Source organism: Streptomyces sp. NPDC050619 (assembly GCF_040654815.1).
Classification (GTDB): Bacteria; Actinomycetota; Actinomycetes; order Streptomycetales; family Streptomycetaceae; genus Streptomyces.
Window position 1 is genome coordinate 409,384 of the sequence record NZ_JBFAIR010000001.1, and the last position, 16,888, is coordinate 426,271.

Genomic DNA, 16,888 nt, shown 5'->3' on the forward strand with positions numbered 1-16,888 from the left:
ACGATAGGAGAAGCCGTCGCCGCGTGATTACGACACGCCGAAACGCGTCGCCAGGGCGTCCCGCTGAGCCCGTACGAACCCCGCGTCCACCACCGCTCCGTGACCGGGCACGTACAGCGCGTCCTCACCGCCCAGGTCCAGCAGCCGGTCGAGCGCGGCCGGCCAGTGCGACGGTACGGCGTCGGGGCCGGCCTGCGGTTCGCCGGACTCCTCGACCAGGTCGCCGCAGAAGACGACCTCCGGGGCACCCGGCACGAGGACCACCAGGTCGTGGGCGGTGTGGGCCGGGCCCACATTCGCCAGCAGGACCTGAAGGACCTGGCCGCCGCCGGCCAGGTCGAGGGTCCACTCGCCGGAGACATGGTGGCGGGGCGGCACCAGCGCATCGACCGCCTCGTCGGCCAGGCCGGCCTCCAGCCCATTGCGTACGGCGTCCGCCCGCAGCTCCTCGCGCGCGTGCCGTCCGGCGAACACCGTGTCGATGCCCACCGCGCCGAACACCTCCGCCCCCGCGAACGCCCCCGTGCCGAAGACATGGTCGAAGTGGGGATGCGTGAGCGCGAGATGGGTCACACGGTGACCGGCGAGCGCCTGAGCCTGCGCGCGCAACCGCGCGCCCTCGGCCAGGCTCGACCCGGCATCGATCAACAGGGCCGTGCCCTCCCCGACGACCAGCCCGACCGTGCAGTCCCAGCCGGGAAGCCGGCACCGGCCCACCCCCGCCGACAGCCGCTCCCATCCCAGCTCTTCCCAAGTCACGCTCATACCGCGACGCTAACGGTGACGGGCCCCGCGGGCACGGCGTCACGGGACCGGCCTTGCCCGGGGCGTACCCCACGGCCGTACACTGGGCCGGGGAAGGCTGGCACTCGAATATGAAGAGTGCCAGGACAGGCGCCGAGGGGACGATTTCTGGAGGTGTGCGCGGATGCTGAGTGAACGCAGGCTTCAGGTGCTGCGCGCCATCGTCCAGGACTATGTCGGCACCGAGGAGCCCGTCGGGTCCAAGGCGCTCACCGAGCGGCACAACCTGGGCGTCTCCCCGGCCACCGTGCGCAATGACATGGCCGCCCTGGAGGACGAGGGGTTCATCGCCCAGCCGCACACCAGTGCCGGGCGCATCCCCACCGACAAGGGCTACCGGCTGTTCGTCGACAAGCTCGCGGGTGTCAAGCCGATGACGGCGCCCGAGCGGCGCGCGATCCAGAACTTCCTCGACGGCGCCGTCGATCTCGACGACGTCGTGGCGCGGACCGTGCGGCTGCTCGCGCAGCTCACGCGGCAGGTCGCCGTCGTGCAGTACCCGTCGCTCACACGGTCGACGGTGCGGCACGTGGAGCTGCTGTCGCTCGCGCCCGCCCGCGTGATGCTGGTGCTGATCACGGACACCGGCCGGGTCGAGCAGCGGATGGTCGACTGCCCGGCGCCGTTCGGCGAAGGGTCGCTGGCGGATCTGCGGGCGCGGCTCAACAGCCGGGTCGCGGGCCGCCGTTTCGCCGATGTCCCGCAGTTGGTGGAAGATCTGCCGGAAGGCTTCGACACCGAGGACCGCGGCACGGTCTCGACGGTGCTCTCCACCCTCCTGGAGACACTCGTCGAGGAGAACGAGGAGCGGCTGATGATCGGCGGCACCGCCAATCTGACCCGCTTCGGACATGACTTTCCCCTCACCATCCGGCCCGTCCTGGAGGCACTCGAGGAGCAGGTCGTGCTCCTCAAACTCCTTGGTGAGGCGGGAGATTCGGGTATGACCGTGCGTATCGGGCACGAGAATGCCTACGAGGGACTCAACTCAACGTCAGTGGTGTCGGTCGGCTACGGTTCGGGCAACGAGGCAGTAGCCAAGCTCGGCGTGGTCGGACCGACCCGCATGGATTACCCGGGAACGATGGGAGCGGTACGCGCAGTGGCACGGTACGTCGGACAGATCCTGGCGGAGTCGTAAGTGGCCACGGACTACTACGCCGTTCTCGGCGTGCGCCGCGACGCGTCGCAGGAAGAGATCAAGAAGGCCTTCCGGCGGCTCGCACGCGAGCTGCACCCGGACGTCAATCCGGATCCGAAGACCCAGGAGCGGTTCAAGGAGATCAACGCCGCTTACGAGGTCTTGTCGGACCCGCAGAAGAAGCAGGTCTACGACCTCGGCGGCGACCCGCTCTCGCAGGCCGGCGCCGGTGGCGCGGGCGGCTTCGGCGCGGGCGGCTTCGGCAACTTCTCCGACATCATGGACGCCTTCTTCGGTACGGCGTCCCAGCGGGGTCCGCGTTCGCGCACCCGGCGCGGCCAGGACGCGATGATCCGGCTGGAGATCGAGCTCGACGAGGCGGCCTTCGGCACGACGAAGGACATCCAGGTCGACACCGCGGTCGTCTGCACCACCTGTAGCGGTGAGGGCGCGGCTCCGGGTACGTCCGCTCAGACGTGTGACATGTGCCGCGGGCGCGGTGAGGTGTCGCAGGTGACGCGGTCCTTCCTGGGCCAGGTCATGACGTCCCGGCCGTGCCCGCAGTGCCAGGGCTTCGGCACGGTCGTTCCGACGCCGTGCCCCGAGTGCGCGGGCGACGGGCGGATCCGGTCCCGGCGCACCCTGACGGTCAAGATCCCCGCCGGTGTCGACAACGGCACCCGCATCCAGCTCGCGGGCGAGGGCGAGGTCGGCCCCGGCGGCGGTCCCGCCGGTGACCTCTACGTCGAGATCCACGAGCTGCCGCACTCGCAGTTCCAGCGGCGCGGCGACGATCTGCACTGCACGGTCACGCTCCCGATGACCGCGGCGTCCCTCGGCACGAAGGTGCCGCTGGAGACGCTGGACGGCCTGGAGGAGGTCGACATCCGGCCCGGTACCCAGTCCGGCCAGTCGATCCCGCTGCACGCTCGGGGCGTCACGCATCTGCGCGGCGGCGGACGCGGCGACCTCATCGTCCACGTCGAGGTCCAGACCCCGTCCAAGCTCGACCCCGAACAGGAACGCCTGCTGCGCGAGCTGGCCAAGCTGCGGGGCGAGGAACGGCCGACGGGGCAGTTCCAGCCTGGGCAGCAGGGATTGTTCTCCCGGTTGAAGGACGCGTTCAACGGGCGCTGATTTTCGGCGATGCCCTTGGCTTATGCCAGGTGGAAGGCCCGATTCGGACTTGTTCGGAGGACGTGACAACATGCCGTCATGTCCTCCGCACTGACCGATCTCTTCCCCCATCCGATCGTGCAGGCCCCGATGGCGGGCGGCGTCTCCGTGCCGATGCTCGCCGCCGCGGTCTCCGAGGCCGGCGGGCTGGGATTCCTCGCCGCCGGGTACAAGACCGCCGACGGTCTGTACCAGGAGATCAAGCAGCTGCGGAGCCTCACCGGCCGCCCGTTCGGCGTGAACCTCTTCATGCCGCAGCCGGAGTATGCGGACCCGGCCGCCGTCGACGTGTACGCCCACCAGCTGGCCGGCGAGGCCGCCTGGTACGACACCGAGCTCGGCGATCCGGACAGCGGCCGTGACGACGGCTACGACGCCAAGCTCGCGGTGCTGCTGGACAACCCCGTGCCGGTGGTCTCCTTCCACTTCGGCATCCCCAGCCCCGACGTCCTGGACTCGCTGCGCCGGGCCGGCACCTTCACCCTGGTCACGGCGACCACCGCCGAGGAGGCCCTCGCCGTCGAGCGGGCCGGCGCCGACGCGGTGATCGCGCAGGGCGTGGAGGCGGGCGGACACCAGGGCACCCACCGTGACATCCCGGAGACCGACGGCTCGGGCATCGGACTGCTGTCCCTGATCGCCCAGATCCGCGAGACCGTGCACATCCCGATCATCGCCGCCGGCGGTCTCATGCGCGGCGGCCAGATCGCCGCCGCCCTCGCCACCGGCGCGAGCGCGGCGCAGCTCGGTACGGCGTTCCTCGCCACGCCCGAGTCCGGCGCGCACGCCCTGCACAAGCAGGCGCTGACCAACCCCCTGTTCGTCCGCACGGAGTTGACCCGCGCCTTCTCCGGGCGCCCGGCCCGCGGACTGGTCAACCGGTTCATGCGCGAGCACGGCCCGTACGCGCCCGCCGCCTACCCGGAGATCCACCACCTCACCTCGCCGCTGCGCAAGGCGGCCGCCAAGGCGGGCGACGCGCAAGGCATGGCACTGTGGGCGGGGCAGGGCCACCGGATGGCCCGCGAACTGCCCGCCGGCCAGCTGGTGGAAGTGCTGGCCGCCGAACTCGACGCGGCTCGGACAGCGCTGTCGGCCTTTCCCGGGGCGAGCTTCCCCGGGGCGGGTTTTCCCGGGTCGGGTGGCATCTGATGACCGCGCCGGTGTTCGTGGTCGAGCACTTCCCCGCGGCCGGCGCCGGACCGTACGTCCTCGACGGGCCCGAGGGACGCCATGCCGTCTCCGTGAAGCGGCTGCGGTCCGGGGAGATCGTGGTCCTCACGGACGGCGCCGGGCGGTGGGCGCAGGGCGAGGTGCTCGACACGGAGGGCAAGGACCGCCTGATCGTGCACCTGCACGAGGTGTCCGAGGAACCCCCGGAAACCCCCCGCATCACCGTCGTCCAGGCCCTGCCCAAGGGGGACCGGGGCGAGTTGGCCGTCGAGACGATGACCGAGACCGGCGTCGACGCGATCGTGCCGTGGGCGGCGGCCCGCTGCGTCACGCAGTGGAAGGGCGAGCGCGGCCTGAAGGCCCTCGCCAAGTGGCGCGCCACCGCCCGGGAGGCGGGCAAGCAGTCGCGCCGGGTGCGCTTCCCGGAGGTCGCGGACGCGGCAACGACCAAGCAGGTTGCGGCACTTCTCGCCAAAGCCGACTTCGCCGCCGTACTCCACGAGGACCGCGCCTACGGCAGTGAGCCGCTGGCCACCGCCGAACTCCCCTCCACCGGCGAGATCGTGTTGGTCGTCGGCCCCGAAGGAGGCGTCTGCCCGGAGGAGTTGGCGCTCTTCGAGGAGGCGGGCGCGAAGGCGTATCGCCTGGGGCGGACCGTCCTGCGCACGTCGACCGCCGGAACCGCGGCGGCCGCCCTGCTCCTCGGCCGGACCGGCCGCTGGTCCTGACGGACTCCTGCCTGACGGACTCTTGCCCACCGAACTCCTGGGAGAACGGCTCGTGGAACTCGCACAGGTACGCCTGCTCGTCACCGACTTCGCCGCCTGTTACCGCTTCTACGCCGAAGTCCTGGGCCTGAAGCCGCAGTCGGGGGCGGCGGACGGGCCGTACGAGAAGTTCTCTCCCGCCACCGGCTCGGCGGGCATCGCCCTCCAGGACCGCGCCATGATGGCCGAACTGCTCGGCGAACTGGGCGCCGAGGCGACCGGCCACCGCTCCCTGGTGGTCCTGCGTGTCGACAACCTGGACGCCTACTGCGAGCAGATCACCTCCCGGGGCGCCGCCCTCCTGCACGGCCCGGCCCCCCTGACGGACCGCATGCGCGTGGCCCACCTCAAGGACCCGGAGGGCAACCTGGTGGAACTCCAGGAGTGGCTGCTGCTGCGTGTCTGACGGCCACCGTCAAGCGCCCGGCGCGTGGGTGGCCGTATGCGCTCTACCGCGGTGGCCGGGACGGTGGCAGGCTGCCGTCCATGCGGGCGTTGAGGCGGATCGGGCGTCGGCCGCGCGGGCAGCGAGTGGCCGCCGTGGCGGGGCTTGCCATGGTGGCCGTGGGGAGTGTGGTGGCCTGTGAGCCGGGCGGGCTGAGCTCGGCGACCGTGGCATACACCACCGATCAGGTCGCGACGGCGGAGCTGGAGCGGCAGAAGGCCGATGTGGGGTGGCTCACCTGTACGGCCGACTACGGTGACGGCGACTCGACGCCGACCGCCACCGAGAACGCCGTCGCCGAGGTCGACTGCAAGGGCGAGACGGACGACGGCAAGGACATCACGGTGACCGGCCGGGTGACTCGCGCCGTCAGCGGTGCCTGTGTGCGCGGGAACCTCACCGCCAAGATCGACGGCAAGCAGTGGTTCCACGTGGAGGGGCTGGGGAACTGCGACGCGAAGACCACGCCGCCCGTCAACGATCCGGAGCAGCCCGGGCAGTCCGGGCCGACGGTCACGGAGACCGTCACCAAGACCGTGTACTGCCAGAAGGCACCCGAGTGCTGGCCCGAGGGCAAGTGATCCCAAACCTGATCCAAACCCCTGTCCCCGCTCGCCGGGCTTGCATAGGGTGATCGGGTGACACAGTCAGCGACCTCCGCGTATCTCCGGTTCCCCCACCTGCACGGCGAGTTGGTCGCCTTCACCGCCGAGGACGACGTGTGGCTCGCCCCGCTCGACGGCGGACGGGCCTGGCGGGTCAGCGCCGACAACGTGCCGGTCTCCCATCCCCGCGTCTCGCCCGACGGTACGACCGTCGCCTGGACCTCCACCCGCGACGGCGCGCCCGAGGTGCACATCGCCCCGGTCGACGGCGGCCCCGCCAAGCGGCTGACCCACTGGGGCAGTTCACGCACCCAGGTGCGCGGCTGGACCGCGGACGGGCAGATCCTCGCGATCAGCACGTACGGCCAGGCGAGTCTGCGCCGCAGCTGGGCCCGCACCATCCCGCTCGACGGCGGACCGGCCACGACCCTGCCGTACGGACCCGTCGGCACCGTCGCCCACGGCCCCGCCACGGTGCTGCTCTCCGCGCCCATGGGGCGGGAGGCGGCGTGGTGGAAGCGGTACCGGGGCGGTACGGCGGGCAAGTTGTGGATCGACCGGGACGGCGACGGGGAGTTCGTACGGCTGCACGCGGAGCTGGACGGGAACCTCGAGTACCCGGTGTGGGCGGGGGACCGGATCGCTTTCCTCTCCGACCACGAGGGCGTCGGGGCGCTGTACTCCTCTCTCGCCGACGGGTCCGATCTGCGGCGGCACACCCCCCTCGACAGCTTCTACGCCCGCCACGCCGCAGGCGACGGCACCCGTGTCGTGTACGCCTGTGCCGGTGACCTGTGGATGCTCGACGACCTCGACGGCGCCGAGCCCCGCCGGCTCGACATCCGGCTCGGCGGGCAGCGCACCGACCGGCAGACGTTCCCGCTGAACGCCTCCCGCTGGTTCGGGTCCGCCGCCCCCGACCACACCGCGCGCGGCAGCGCGGTCGCCGTGCGCGGTGCCGTGCACTGGGTCACCCACCGCTCCGGACCGGCCCGCGCGCTCGCCGCCGAACCCGGCGTACGGGCCCGGCTGCCGCGCACCTTCCGCGCCGAGGGCGAGGAGTGGGTGGTGTGGGTGACGGACGCGGAGGGCGACGACGCCCTGGAGTTCGCGCCCGCCACCGGCCACGCGCCCGGCGCCACCCCGCGCCGGCTCGCCGCCGGACAGCTCGGCCGGGTCCTCGCTCTCGCCATGGCGCCCGACGGCAGCCGGGCCGCGGTCGCCGCGCACGACGGACGCGTCCTGCTCGTCGAACGCGAGACGGGCGAGGTCCGCGAGATCGACCGCAGTGAGGAAGGCGACGTGTCCGGGCTGGTCTTCTCGCCCGACTCGGCCTGGCTCGCCTGGTCGCACCCCGGCCCGCGCCCCTTGCGCCAGCTCAAGCTCGCCAACACCACCGACCTGTCGGTCACCGAGGCGACCCCGCTGCGCTTTAGGGACTACGCGCCGGCCTTCACCCTCGACGGCAAGCACCTCGCCTTCCTGTCCAACCGCTCCTTCGACCCGGTCTACGACGAGCACGTCTTCGACCTGGCCTTCGTGGTCGGCGACCGGCCGCACCTGATCACCCTGGCCGCGACCACGCCCTCGCCCTTCGGCCCGCAGCGGCACGGCCGCCCCTTCGAGGCCCCCGACAAGGACGAGACCCCGGACAGCGAGGGCACCCCCACCACCCGGATCGACCTCGAAGGCCTCGCCGACCGGATCGTGCCCTTCCCGGTCGAGGCCGCTCGCTACTCCAACCTGCGCGTGGCGAAGGACGGCGTGCTGTGGCTGCGCCACCCGGTGCGCGGGGTGCTCGGCTCCTCCCGGGCGACCCCGGACGACCCGGACCCGCACACCGAGCTGGAGCGCTACGACCTCGCCCAGCAGCGTCTGGAACACCTCGCCGCCGACGCCGACCACTTCCAGGTCAGCGGCGACGGCAAGCGGGTCCTGCTGTGGACCGACGGCCGGCTGAAGGTCGTCCCCAGCGACCGGCGCGCCTCGAGCGACGACGACAGCGACTCCAACATCACCGTCGACCTCACCCGCGTACGGCAGACCGTCGACCCGTCGGCCGAGTGGCGGCAGATGTACGAGGAGACCGGCCGCATCATGCGGGACCACTTCTGGCGGCCGGACATGAACGGGGTCGACTGGCCCGGCGTCCTCGACCGCTACCGGCCGGTCCTCGACCGCGTCGCCACCCACGACGACCTGGTCGACCTCCTGTGGGAGGTCCAGGGCGAACTCGGCACCTCGCACGCCTACGTCATGCCGCGCGGCGGACACGGCGGCGGGCCCCGGCAGGGACTGCTCGGCGCGGACATCTCCCGTCATACGGACGGCACGTGGGTCATCGACCGCATCCTGCCCACCGAGACCTCCGACCCGGACGCCTTCTCCCCGCTCGCCGCACCCGGCGTCGCGGTGCGGGCCGGCGACGCGATCGTGGCGGTGGGCGGAGTGCCGGTCGACCCGGTGACCGGGCCCGGCCCGCTCCTCGTCGGTACGGCGGGCAAGCCCGTCGAGCTGACGATCTCGCCGGCCGGCGGGGGCGAGGTGCGGCACGCGGTGGTCGTCCCGACCGCCGACGAGGAGCCGCTGCGCTACCACGCCTGGGTCGAGGACCGGCGGGCGTACGTCCACGAGAAGTCCGGCGGACGGCTGGGGTATCTGCACGTGCCGGACATGCAGGCGCCCGGCTGGGCCCAGATCCACCGGGACCTGCGCGTCGAGGTGGCCCGCGAGGGGCTGGTCGTGGACGTCCGGGAGAACCGGGGCGGGCACACCTCCCAGCTCGTCGTCGAGAAACTGGCGCGGCGGATCGTCGGCTGGGCGCTGCCGCGCGGGATGCGGCCGTACAGCTACCCGGGGGACGCGCCCCGCGGCCCGGTCGTCGCCGTCGCCAACGAGTTCTCCGGCTCCGACGGGGACATCGTCAACGCGGCGATCAAGGCGCTGGGGATCGGGCCGGTGGTCGGCACGCGGACGTGGGGCGGGGTGATCGGGATCGACAGCCGGTACCGGCTGGTCGACGGGACGCTGATCACTCAGCCGAAGTACGCGTTCTGGCTGGAGGGGTACGAGTGGGGGGTGGAGAACCACGGGGTGGATCCGGACGTGGAGGTGGTGCAGCGGCCGCAGGACTATGCGGCGGGGCGGGATGCGCAGTTGGACGAGGCGGTTCGGCTGGCGTTGGCGGCGCTGGAGTCTTCCCCTGCCAAGGTGCCGCCTGCGTTGCCGTGACCGTCCCTGGGGGCTCCGCCCCCAGACCCCCGGCCTATGCCCACCCACCACCCGTCTCGGTCGATAGCATGCCCCGGGTAAGAGATCACCGGCGTGAAGGAGGCACACGCAATGGCAGGGGAACCGCAGGACGACTGTCTGTTCTGCAAGATCGTCGCGGGGACGATCCCGGCGACGATCGTCCGTGAGACCGACACGACCGTCGCCTTCCGGGACATAAACCCCCAGGCGCCCACGCACGTCCTGGTGATCCCGAAGGCCCACCACCGGGACGCCGCCGCCCTCGCCACCGGCGCGCCGGAACTCGCCGCCGACGTCCTGCGCGAGACCCAGGCCGTCGCCGACGAGGAGAAGCTGGACAGCTACCGCATCATCTTCAACACCGGCAGCGGGGCCGGGCAGACCGTCTGGCACGCCCACGCGCACGTCCTCGGCGGCCGTGGCATGCAGTGGCCCCCCGGGTAACCCCGAAGGACGTAAGTCACCGTGTCCGTACGTGAACTGGTCGTCCTCGGCACCGCCAGCCAGGTCCCGACCCGGCACCGCAACCACAACGGCTACCTGCTGCGCTGGGACGGCGAGGGCATCCTGTTCGACCCCGGCGAGGGCACCCAGCGCCAGATGCTGCGCGCCGGGGTCGCGGCGCACGATCTGCACCGGATCTGCGTCACCCACTTCCACGGGGATCACTCGCTCGGCCTCGCCGGAGTCATCCAGCGCATCAACCTCGACCAGGTCCCGCACGACATCACCGCGCACTACCCGCGCTCCGGGCAGCGCTTCTTCACCCGGCTGCGGTACGCCACCGCCTACCGCGAGACGGTCGAGATCGTCGAGGTGCCGGTGGACACGGACGGGCCGATCGCCGCCACCGGGGCCTACACCCTTCAGGCCCGCAAGCTCTCCCACCCCGTCGAGTCCTACGGCTACCGCCTGACCGAGCCCGAGGGCCGCCGCATGCTGCCCGACCGGCTCGCCGCGCACGGCATCAAGGGGCCGGACGTCGGCCGCCTCCAGCGCGAAGGTTCGCTGCGGGGCGTCCTCCTCGACGAGGTCAGCGAGGTGCGGCGCGGGCAGCGGTTCGCGTTCGTCATGGACACCCGGCTGTGCGACGGCGTCCACGCGCTCGCCGAGGGCTGCGACCTGCTGGTCATCGAGTCGACCTTTCTCGACGAGGAGGAGCAACTGGCCGTGGACCACGGTCACCTGACGGCAAGTCAGGCAGCCCGGGTCGCGCGGGACGCGGGCGTACGGCATCTCGTGCTCACCCACTTCAGCCAGCGCTACTCCGAGCCGGACGAGTTCGAGCGGCAGGCGCGGGCGGCCGGCTTCGAGGGCGAGCTGACGGTCGCGCACGATCTGCTGAGGGTGCCGCTTCCGAAGCGTCGGTGAACGGCCGTACGATTCTTCGATGCCCCTCCCCAAAGCTGAACTGCACCTGCACATCGAAGGCACCCTGGAGCCGGAGCTGGCCTTCGAGCTGGCCGACCGCAACGGCGTCGCGCTGCCGTACGCCGACACCGACGCACTGCGCAAGGCGTACGAGTTCGAGGACCTCCAGTCCTTTCTGAACCTGTACTACGAGCTCATGGCCGTGCTGCGCACCGAGCGGGACTTCGAGGACCTCGCGAACGCCTACCTCGCCCGGGCCGCCGCGCAGGGCGTGCGGCACGCGGAGATCTTCTTCGACCCGCAGGCCCACATAGCCCGGGGCGTCGGGATGGGTACGGTCGTGGAAGGGCTGTGGCGGGCGCTGGGGAACAGCGAGGCCGCGCACGGCGTCTCCACGCAGCTGATCATGTGCTTCCTGCGGGACGAGTCCGCAGAGTCGGCGCTGGAGACCCTTCAGGCGGCCAGGCCCTACCTCGACCGGATCACCGGCATCGGCCTGGACTCGGCCGAGGTCGGGCATCCGCCGGTGAAGTTCCGCGAGGTGTACCAGGCAGCCGCCGCCCTGGGCCTGCGGCGCGTGGCGCATGCCGGTGAGGAGGGCCCGCCGGAGTACATCACCGAGGCCCTGGACGTGCTCGGCGTCGAGCGGATCGACCACGGGCTGCGCTGCGTGGAGTCCCCCGAACTGGTCGAGCGGCTCGTCCGCGACCGGATCCCGCTGACCCTGTGCCCGCTGTCCAACGTCCGGCTGCGCGCCGTCGACGTCCTCGCCGAGCACCCGCTGCCCGCCATGCTCGAAGCCGGCCTGCTGTGCACGGTCAACTCCGACGACCCGGCCTACTTCGGCGGCTACGCCGGCGACAACTTCGACGCCGTACGCCAGGCGCTGGGCCTGAGCGAGGACCGGCTGCGCGAACTGGCCCGCAACTCCTTCCTCGCGTCCTTCCTGGAGCGCGACGAGGAGCGGCGGGCGCGGTATCTCTCCGAGGTGGAGGCGTACGAGTTCATTGACGGGTCTCGTTCACCTATCTAACCTTCATCCTCATACATAGATGATGTCTACATGGGGAGACGGCTGGTGAACCTCGCCATCACGGACGTACGGCTGACGCCGATCCTGGTCGCCGACCCGCCGCTGCTGAACACGCAAGGCGTCCACCAGCCGTACACGCCCCGGCTGATCGTCGAGGTGGTGACGGCCGACGGGATCACGGGGGTCGGCGAGACGTACGGCGACACCAAGTACCTGGAGCTGGCGCGCCCGTTCGCGCAGAAGCTGAAAGGGCGTCAAGTCAGTGATCTCAACGGCCTCTTCCTGATCGCCGACGAGATCTCCGTGGACGACTCCCGCGTCGTCGGCCAGGTCGACGTCGGCGGACAGCGCGGCGTCCAGACCGCCGACAAGCTGCGCCTGTCCGTCGTCTCCGGCTTCGAGGTCGCCTGTCTCGACGCGCTGGGCAAGGCGCTCGGCCTGCCCGTGCACGCGCTGCTCGGCGGCAAGGTGCGAGACGCGGTGGAGTACAGCGCGTACCTCTTCTACAAGTGGGCGGACCATCCGGAGGGCGTGCCGGCCGAGCGGGACGACTGGGGCGCCGCCGTCGATCCGGCCGGAGTCGTCGAGCAGGCCCGGAAGTTCACCGAGCGCTACGGCTTCACCTCCTTCAAGCTCAAGGGCGGAGTCTTCCCGCCGGACGAGGAGATCGCCGCCGTCCGGGCACTGGCCGAGGCGTTCCCCGGGCACCCGCTGCGGCTCGACCCCAACGGCGCCTGGAGCGTGGAGACCTCGCTGAAGGTGGCGAAGGAGCTCGGGGGCGTTCTCGAGTACCTGGAGGACCCCACGCTCGGTACGGCCGCCATGGCCGAGGTGGCCGCCGGCACCGACGTGCCGCTCGCCACCAACATGTGCGTGACGACCTTCGCCGAGATCAAGGAGGCGTTCGCTCGCGGCGCCGTCCAGGTCGTCCTCTCCGACCACCACTACTGGGGCGGGCTGCGCAACACACAGCAACTCGCCGCCATCTGCCGCACGTTCGGCGTCGGAGTCTCCATGCACTCCAACACCCACCTGGGGATCTCACTGGCCGCCATGACCCATGTGGCGTCCACCGTCCCGGATCTCCACCACGCCTGCGACTCCCATTACCCCTGGCAGTCGGAGGACGTGCTCACAGAGCGGCTGACCTTCGAGGACGGGTCCGTGAAGGTCTCGGACGCGCCCGGCCTGGGCGTCGAACTCGACCGCGAGAAGCTCGCCTTCCTCCACCGGCGCTGGCTGGACGACGACGGTTCGCTGCGCGAGCGGGACGACGCGGCGGCGATGCGGGTCGCCGAGCCGGGATGGGAGACGCCCGCCGTGCCTCGCTGGTAGGAGGAGGTTGCGGCCCCGACGGCTGCCGAGTGCGGGCATCCGTCGGGGCACACGGTCGTGACGAAGAACGTCGCGGTGGGGCGGAAAGCCCCCTGGGCCGTCTGTCCGGTTACAGGCCCCAGCCCCAGCGCAGTTGTGCCACGCCCGAGGAGTTGTTCACCGCCAGTCCGCTGCCGCTCTGCCGGGTGATCGAATAGCTGTCGTCCGCGCGCAGGCCGGGCCAGTAGACGACGCCCATCTGACGGGACCTCGTCAGGTCCGTGGTGGCGGCGAAGTACGCCGTGAAGTTGTTGCCGTCCTGGTTCCCGCCGTAGTAGTTCAGCCCGGTCGTCATCGGGGCACCGGCCTCGTCGATGATGGTGCGGGACGAGTACGAGCCGAGCCGGTTGCTCAGGTTGGTGGTCCACGCCGAGCGGGTGGTGTCCGAGGCCCAGAATCCGTAGAAGTGCAGCGACAGCAGCGTGCCGTTCAGGGCGCTGGCCGCTCCGACGCCCGTGACGTTGTCGTTGTAACCGGTGCCGCTGATGAGGACCCGCCCGCGGGGAGTGCTCGAATGCCGGGACAGCCACGACGAGCAGAGCGACACCCAGTCGTTCAGGCTGTAACCGAACGGCTCGTTCATCGGTTCGAAGTAGACGTTGCCGTTGCTGCCGTAGTCGCTGATGACCTTGTCCCACATGGTGTTCCACGCGTTCATGTCATCGACTTTGCCGTCCTTGTTCGCTTCCCAGTAGCCGAAGATGACCTTCATGCCGTGGGACAGGGCCGAGTCGGCGGCGCCCTTGTACCGCCCCCACCAGTCCGAGTTGACGCTCTGCGGGTTGATCGGCAGCCGCACGGTGTTCGCGCCGAGCTGCTGCTGGAAGCCGCTGATGATGCCGTCGGCCTTGGAGCGGACGCTGTCGTAGCTGTCCCCGGCCGTGAGGCCGGTCGGGATCACCCAGCCGTCCACGTAATTGTCCCGGCTGTCCGCCCAGTTGACTCCGCGGAAGGAGTTGGTGGCGGCGGATGCGCCATGGGAAACCGTCAGCAGTGGCGCGAGCAGTGCTGCGATCAGGAAGGCGCGCAGATGGGCGCGAGAGCGGAGGCGATTCACACGAACTCCATTGTTCGATTGCTCGATGTTTTCAATTGTTGATGTTTACGTAAACATCGGTCCTGACGTGGGACTACCGAGTCGAGGACGGGGAAGTTTCTGAATGCTGATCCTCCATCGATTCCGTGTCAAGAGCCTGTCAGGAGCCGTATCCCGTGTGACAGCGGCGGGTTGTCAGTGGTGTGGTGCAGACTGGCCTGATCCGCACCACGTCAGGGAGCGCACCGTGATCGCCTCCACCGCCTCCATCGCCTCCGCCTCGTCCGTCGGAGAGGACCACCGCGACCGGCCCCGGGTCGACCCGCTGGCCGCCCTGCGCACGCCGGACGACCCGCCCTGGGACGTGTACCTCACGGGCACCGTCTTCCTCGACATCGTCTTCACCGGGCTCGACTCCGCTCCGGTGCGCGGGACCGAGTCCTGGGCACGCGGGATGGGATCCAGCCCCGGCGGTGTCGCCAACATGGCGACCGCGCTGGCCAGACTCGGCCTGCGGACCTCCCTGGCGGCCGCGTTCGGCGACGACCACTACGGCGAGTACTGCTGGGACGCCCTGGAACGGGGCGAGGGCATCGACCTGGCCCCGTCCCGCACGGTCCCCGGCTGGCACTCCCCGGTCACCGTCTCGATGGCGTACGAGGGCGAACGCACGATGGTCTCGCACGGCCACGAGCCACCCCCGGAGGAGCCCGCCCCCGACTGCCCCCCACGCGCGCGTGCCGCCATCGCCTCCCTCACCCCCGGCAAGCGCGCCCCCTGGATCGCCCAGGCCGCGAGCAAGGGCGCCCGCATCTTCGGCGACGTCGGCTGGGACGACACCGGGGCGTGGGACCTGGCGGGCCTGCCCGACCTCGCCCACTGCGAGGCCTTCCTGCCGAACGCGGAGGAGGCGATGCGGTACACCCGCACCGGCTGCCCGCGCGCCGCGGCGCACGCCCTCACCGATCACGTTCCGGTGGCCGTCGTCACCCTCGGTGCGGAGGGGGCGTACGCGGTGGACCGGCGGACCGGGGAGAGCGCGGAGGTGCCGGCCATCGAGGTGGCGGCTCTCGATCCGACCGGCGCGGGGGACGTCTTCGTGGCGGGCTTCGTCACCGGCACCCTGGCCGGCTGGCCGCTGGCCGACCGCCTGGCCTTCGCCGGGCTGACGGCCGCGCTGTCCGTGCAGGAGTTCGGGGGCTCCCTGTCGGCTCCCGGCTGGTCCGAGATCGGCGCGTGGTGGCGCAAGGTCCAGTCGGTCGAGAGCCAGGACCCGACGCCGCTGCGGCGCTACGGCTTCCTCGCGGACCTGGCGCCGGAGGAGGGGGCCAGGCCGTGGCCGTTGCGGCGGGCGGTGCCGACGATTGGGTTCGGGGGGTTGGGGTGAGCTCATGAGGTGCGCGGCGTCGCGGTGGCCGTCCCTGGGGGCTCCGCCCCCAGACCCCCGGCCTATGCCCACCCACCACCCGTCTCGGTCGGTCGAAAGTGCACTACGTCCAAGAACTACTCCCGTGCCGAAAAGGCCTACGGCGTTGTCAGTCCCCCGGCGTACCCTGGAAACCGCCAGGCCGCCCATGTGGCGGGCGAGTCGATCGAGGAGGACGAGCAAGGCCTACAGAGCCGGCCCATGACTCAGACACCCACAGCTCACACACCCGCGCAGGGGCAGGCGAGAGTAGAGTTCACCGTCCCCGCCCAGCACCCCATGGTGACCGTGCTGGGGTCCGGCGACCGCCTCCTGTGCGTGATCGAGACGGCCTTCCCGGCAGCCGACATCCACGTCCGGGGCAACGAGATCAGCGCGGTCGGCGATCCCACGGAAGTCGCCCTCATTTCGCGTGTGTTCGACGAGATGATGCTGGTGCTCCGCACCGGACAGCCGATGACGGAGGACGCAGTGGAACGCTCGATCGCCATGCTCAGGGCGAGCGAGAACGGGGAGAGCGACGGCCACGAGACCCCGGCCGAAGTGCTCACGCAGAACATCCTGTCCTCGCGCGGCCGCACGATCCGCCCCAAGACCCTCAACCAGAAGCGGTACGTCGACGCGATCGACAAGCACACGATCGTCTTCGGTATCGGCCCCGCAGGCACCGGCAAGACCTACCTCGCCATGGCCAAGGCGGTGCAGGCCCTGCAAGCCAAGCAGGTCACCCGCATCATCCTGACCCGGCCGGCGGTGGAGGCGGGAGAGCGCCTGGGCTTCCTCCCGGGCACCCTCTACGAAAAGATCGACCCGTACCTGCGCCCGCTGTACGACGCGCTGCACGACATGCTGGACCCGGACTCGATCCCGCGGCTGATGGCGGCGGGCACGATAGAGGTGGCCCCCCTCGCGTACATGAGGGGCCGTACTTTGAATGATGCTTTTATCATCCTGGACGAGGCGCAGAACACCAGCGCCGAGCAGATGAAGATGTTCCTCACCCGCCTCGGCTTCGACTCGAAGATCGTGGTCACGGGTGACGTGACGCAGGTCGACCTGCCCAGCGGCACCAAGTCGGGTCTGCGCCAGGTCCAGGACATCCTGGAGGGCCTGGACGACGTCCACTTCTCGCGTCTCACGTCCCATGACGTCGTACGGCACAAGCTGGTCGGCCGTATCGTCGACGCGTACGAGAAGTACGACGACCAGCACGGCACCGAGAACGGCACGCACAAGGGCGGCCGGGGGAAGTCCGCGCACAAGGGGAAGTAGCAAGCACAGCGCC

Annotated in this window: 15 protein-coding genes; 13 read left to right on the forward strand and 2 right to left on the reverse strand. The window is 70.9% G+C overall.

Annotation, left to right across the window (positions count from 1 at the left end):
• Nucleotides 1-27: 27 nt before the first annotated feature.
• Nucleotides 28-765 carry an MBL fold metallo-hydrolase gene (locus AB0I77_RS01795; RefSeq protein ID WP_363280277.1) on the reverse strand — a complete coding sequence of 246 codons (738 nt, stop codon included), beginning with the start codon at nt 763-765 and terminating at the stop codon, nt 28-30.
• 163 nt (nt 766-928) lie between these two features.
• Here AB0I77_RS01795 and hrcA point away from each other — a divergent pair, with 163 nt between their 5' ends.
• The 11 genes from hrcA to AB0I77_RS01850 all read left to right on the forward strand — a co-directional run bounded on the left by hrcA (nt 929) and on the right by AB0I77_RS01850 (nt 13,102).
• The gene (gene hrcA / locus AB0I77_RS01800; RefSeq protein ID WP_363280278.1) at nt 929-1,945 is read left to right on the forward strand and encodes a heat-inducible transcriptional repressor HrcA; all 1,017 of its coding nucleotides are present in this window, start codon (nt 929-931) and stop codon (nt 1,943-1,945) included.
• On the forward strand, nt 1,946-3,082 hold the full coding sequence (gene dnaJ / locus AB0I77_RS01805; RefSeq protein WP_363280279.1) for a molecular chaperone DnaJ: 1,137 nt from the start codon (nt 1,946-1,948) through the stop codon (nt 3,080-3,082).
• 78 nt (nt 3,083-3,160) lie between these two features.
• Nucleotides 3,161-4,273 carry a nitronate monooxygenase gene (locus AB0I77_RS01810; protein ID WP_363280280.1) on the forward strand — a complete coding sequence of 371 codons (1,113 nt, stop codon included), beginning with the start codon at nt 3,161-3,163 and terminating at the stop codon, nt 4,271-4,273.
• Nucleotides 4,273-5,022, forward strand: a complete 750-nt coding sequence (locus AB0I77_RS01815) for a 16S rRNA (uracil(1498)-N(3))-methyltransferase (RefSeq protein ID WP_363280281.1) — start codon at nt 4,273-4,275, stop codon at nt 5,020-5,022. The genes AB0I77_RS01810 and AB0I77_RS01815 overlap by 1 nt, the downstream gene beginning before the upstream one ends.
• Nucleotides 5,023-5,074: 52 nt before the next feature.
• Complete coding sequence (locus tag AB0I77_RS01820; protein ID WP_363280282.1) at nt 5,075-5,467, forward strand: VOC family protein; 393 nt, start codon at nt 5,075-5,077, stop codon at nt 5,465-5,467.
• 80 nt (nt 5,468-5,547) lie between these two features.
• Entirely contained in the window at nt 5,548-6,087 is a 540-nt protein-coding gene (locus tag AB0I77_RS01825) for a hypothetical protein (RefSeq protein WP_363280283.1), read from the forward strand.
• A gap of 57 nt (nt 6,088-6,144) precedes the next feature.
• A complete protein-coding gene (locus AB0I77_RS01830) occupies nt 6,145-9,342 on the forward strand; it encodes a S41 family peptidase (RefSeq protein ID WP_363280284.1) in 3,198 nt (1,065 codons plus the stop codon).
• A 111-nt stretch (nt 9,343-9,453) separates the two neighbouring features.
• Complete coding sequence (locus AB0I77_RS01835; RefSeq protein WP_363280285.1) at nt 9,454-9,807, forward strand: histidine triad nucleotide-binding protein; 354 nt, start codon at nt 9,454-9,456, stop codon at nt 9,805-9,807.
• A gap of 21 nt (nt 9,808-9,828) precedes the next feature.
• Complete coding sequence (locus AB0I77_RS01840) at nt 9,829-10,734, forward strand: ribonuclease Z (RefSeq protein ID WP_363280286.1); 906 nt, start codon at nt 9,829-9,831, stop codon at nt 10,732-10,734.
• A 19-nt stretch (nt 10,735-10,753) separates the two neighbouring features.
• Nucleotides 10,754-11,767 (forward strand): adenosine deaminase, encoded by a 1,014-nt coding sequence (locus AB0I77_RS01845; RefSeq protein WP_363280287.1) that lies wholly within the window; start codon nt 10,754-10,756, stop codon nt 11,765-11,767.
• Nucleotides 11,768-11,797: 30 nt separating this feature from the next.
• Nucleotides 11,798-13,102: a glucarate dehydratase family protein gene (locus tag AB0I77_RS01850; RefSeq protein WP_363280288.1), complete on the forward strand. Its 1,305-nt coding sequence runs from the start codon at nt 11,798-11,800 to the stop codon at nt 13,100-13,102.
• A gap of 109 nt (nt 13,103-13,211) precedes the next feature.
• Here AB0I77_RS01850 and AB0I77_RS01855 read toward each other — a convergent pair whose 3' ends face one another.
• A complete protein-coding gene (locus AB0I77_RS01855) occupies nt 13,212-14,198 on the reverse strand; it encodes a cellulase family glycosylhydrolase (RefSeq protein WP_363280289.1) in 987 nt (328 codons plus the stop codon).
• A 229-nt stretch (nt 14,199-14,427) separates the two neighbouring features.
• Here AB0I77_RS01855 and AB0I77_RS01860 point away from each other — a divergent pair, with 229 nt between their 5' ends.
• On the forward strand, nt 14,428-15,564 hold the full coding sequence (locus AB0I77_RS01860) for a PfkB family carbohydrate kinase (RefSeq protein WP_363280555.1): 1,137 nt from the start codon (nt 14,428-14,430) through the stop codon (nt 15,562-15,564).
• A 240-nt stretch (nt 15,565-15,804) separates the two neighbouring features.
• Nucleotides 15,805-16,875 carry a PhoH family protein gene (locus AB0I77_RS01865; RefSeq protein WP_363280290.1) on the forward strand — a complete coding sequence of 357 codons (1,071 nt, stop codon included), beginning with the start codon at nt 15,805-15,807 and terminating at the stop codon, nt 16,873-16,875.
• Nucleotides 16,876-16,888: the final 13 nt, after the last annotated feature.

Bases quoted from the DNA above. Each gene is read 5' to 3' on its own strand.
- AB0I77_RS01795 (WP_363280277.1), bottom strand. From the start codon at position 765: ATGAGCGTGACTTGGGAAGAGCTGGGATGGGAGCGGCTGTCGGCGGGG.
- hrcA (WP_363280278.1), top strand. From the start codon at position 929: ATGCTGAGTGAACGCAGGCTTCAGGTGCTGCGCGCCATCGTCCAGGAC.
- AB0I77_RS01810 (WP_363280280.1), top strand. From the start codon at position 3,161: ATGTCCTCCGCACTGACCGATCTCTTCCCCCATCCGATCGTGCAGGCC.
- AB0I77_RS01815 (WP_363280281.1), top strand. From the start codon at position 4,273: ATGACCGCGCCGGTGTTCGTGGTCGAGCACTTCCCCGCGGCCGGCGCC.
- AB0I77_RS01825 (WP_363280283.1), top strand. From the start codon at position 5,548: ATGCGGGCGTTGAGGCGGATCGGGCGTCGGCCGCGCGGGCAGCGAGTG.
- AB0I77_RS01835 (WP_363280285.1), top strand. From the start codon at position 9,454: ATGGCAGGGGAACCGCAGGACGACTGTCTGTTCTGCAAGATCGTCGCG.
- AB0I77_RS01845 (WP_363280287.1), top strand. From the start codon at position 10,754: ATGCCCCTCCCCAAAGCTGAACTGCACCTGCACATCGAAGGCACCCTG.
- AB0I77_RS01850 (WP_363280288.1), top strand. From the start codon at position 11,798: ATGGGGAGACGGCTGGTGAACCTCGCCATCACGGACGTACGGCTGACG.
- AB0I77_RS01865 (WP_363280290.1), top strand. From the start codon at position 15,805: ATGACTCAGACACCCACAGCTCACACACCCGCGCAGGGGCAGGCGAGA.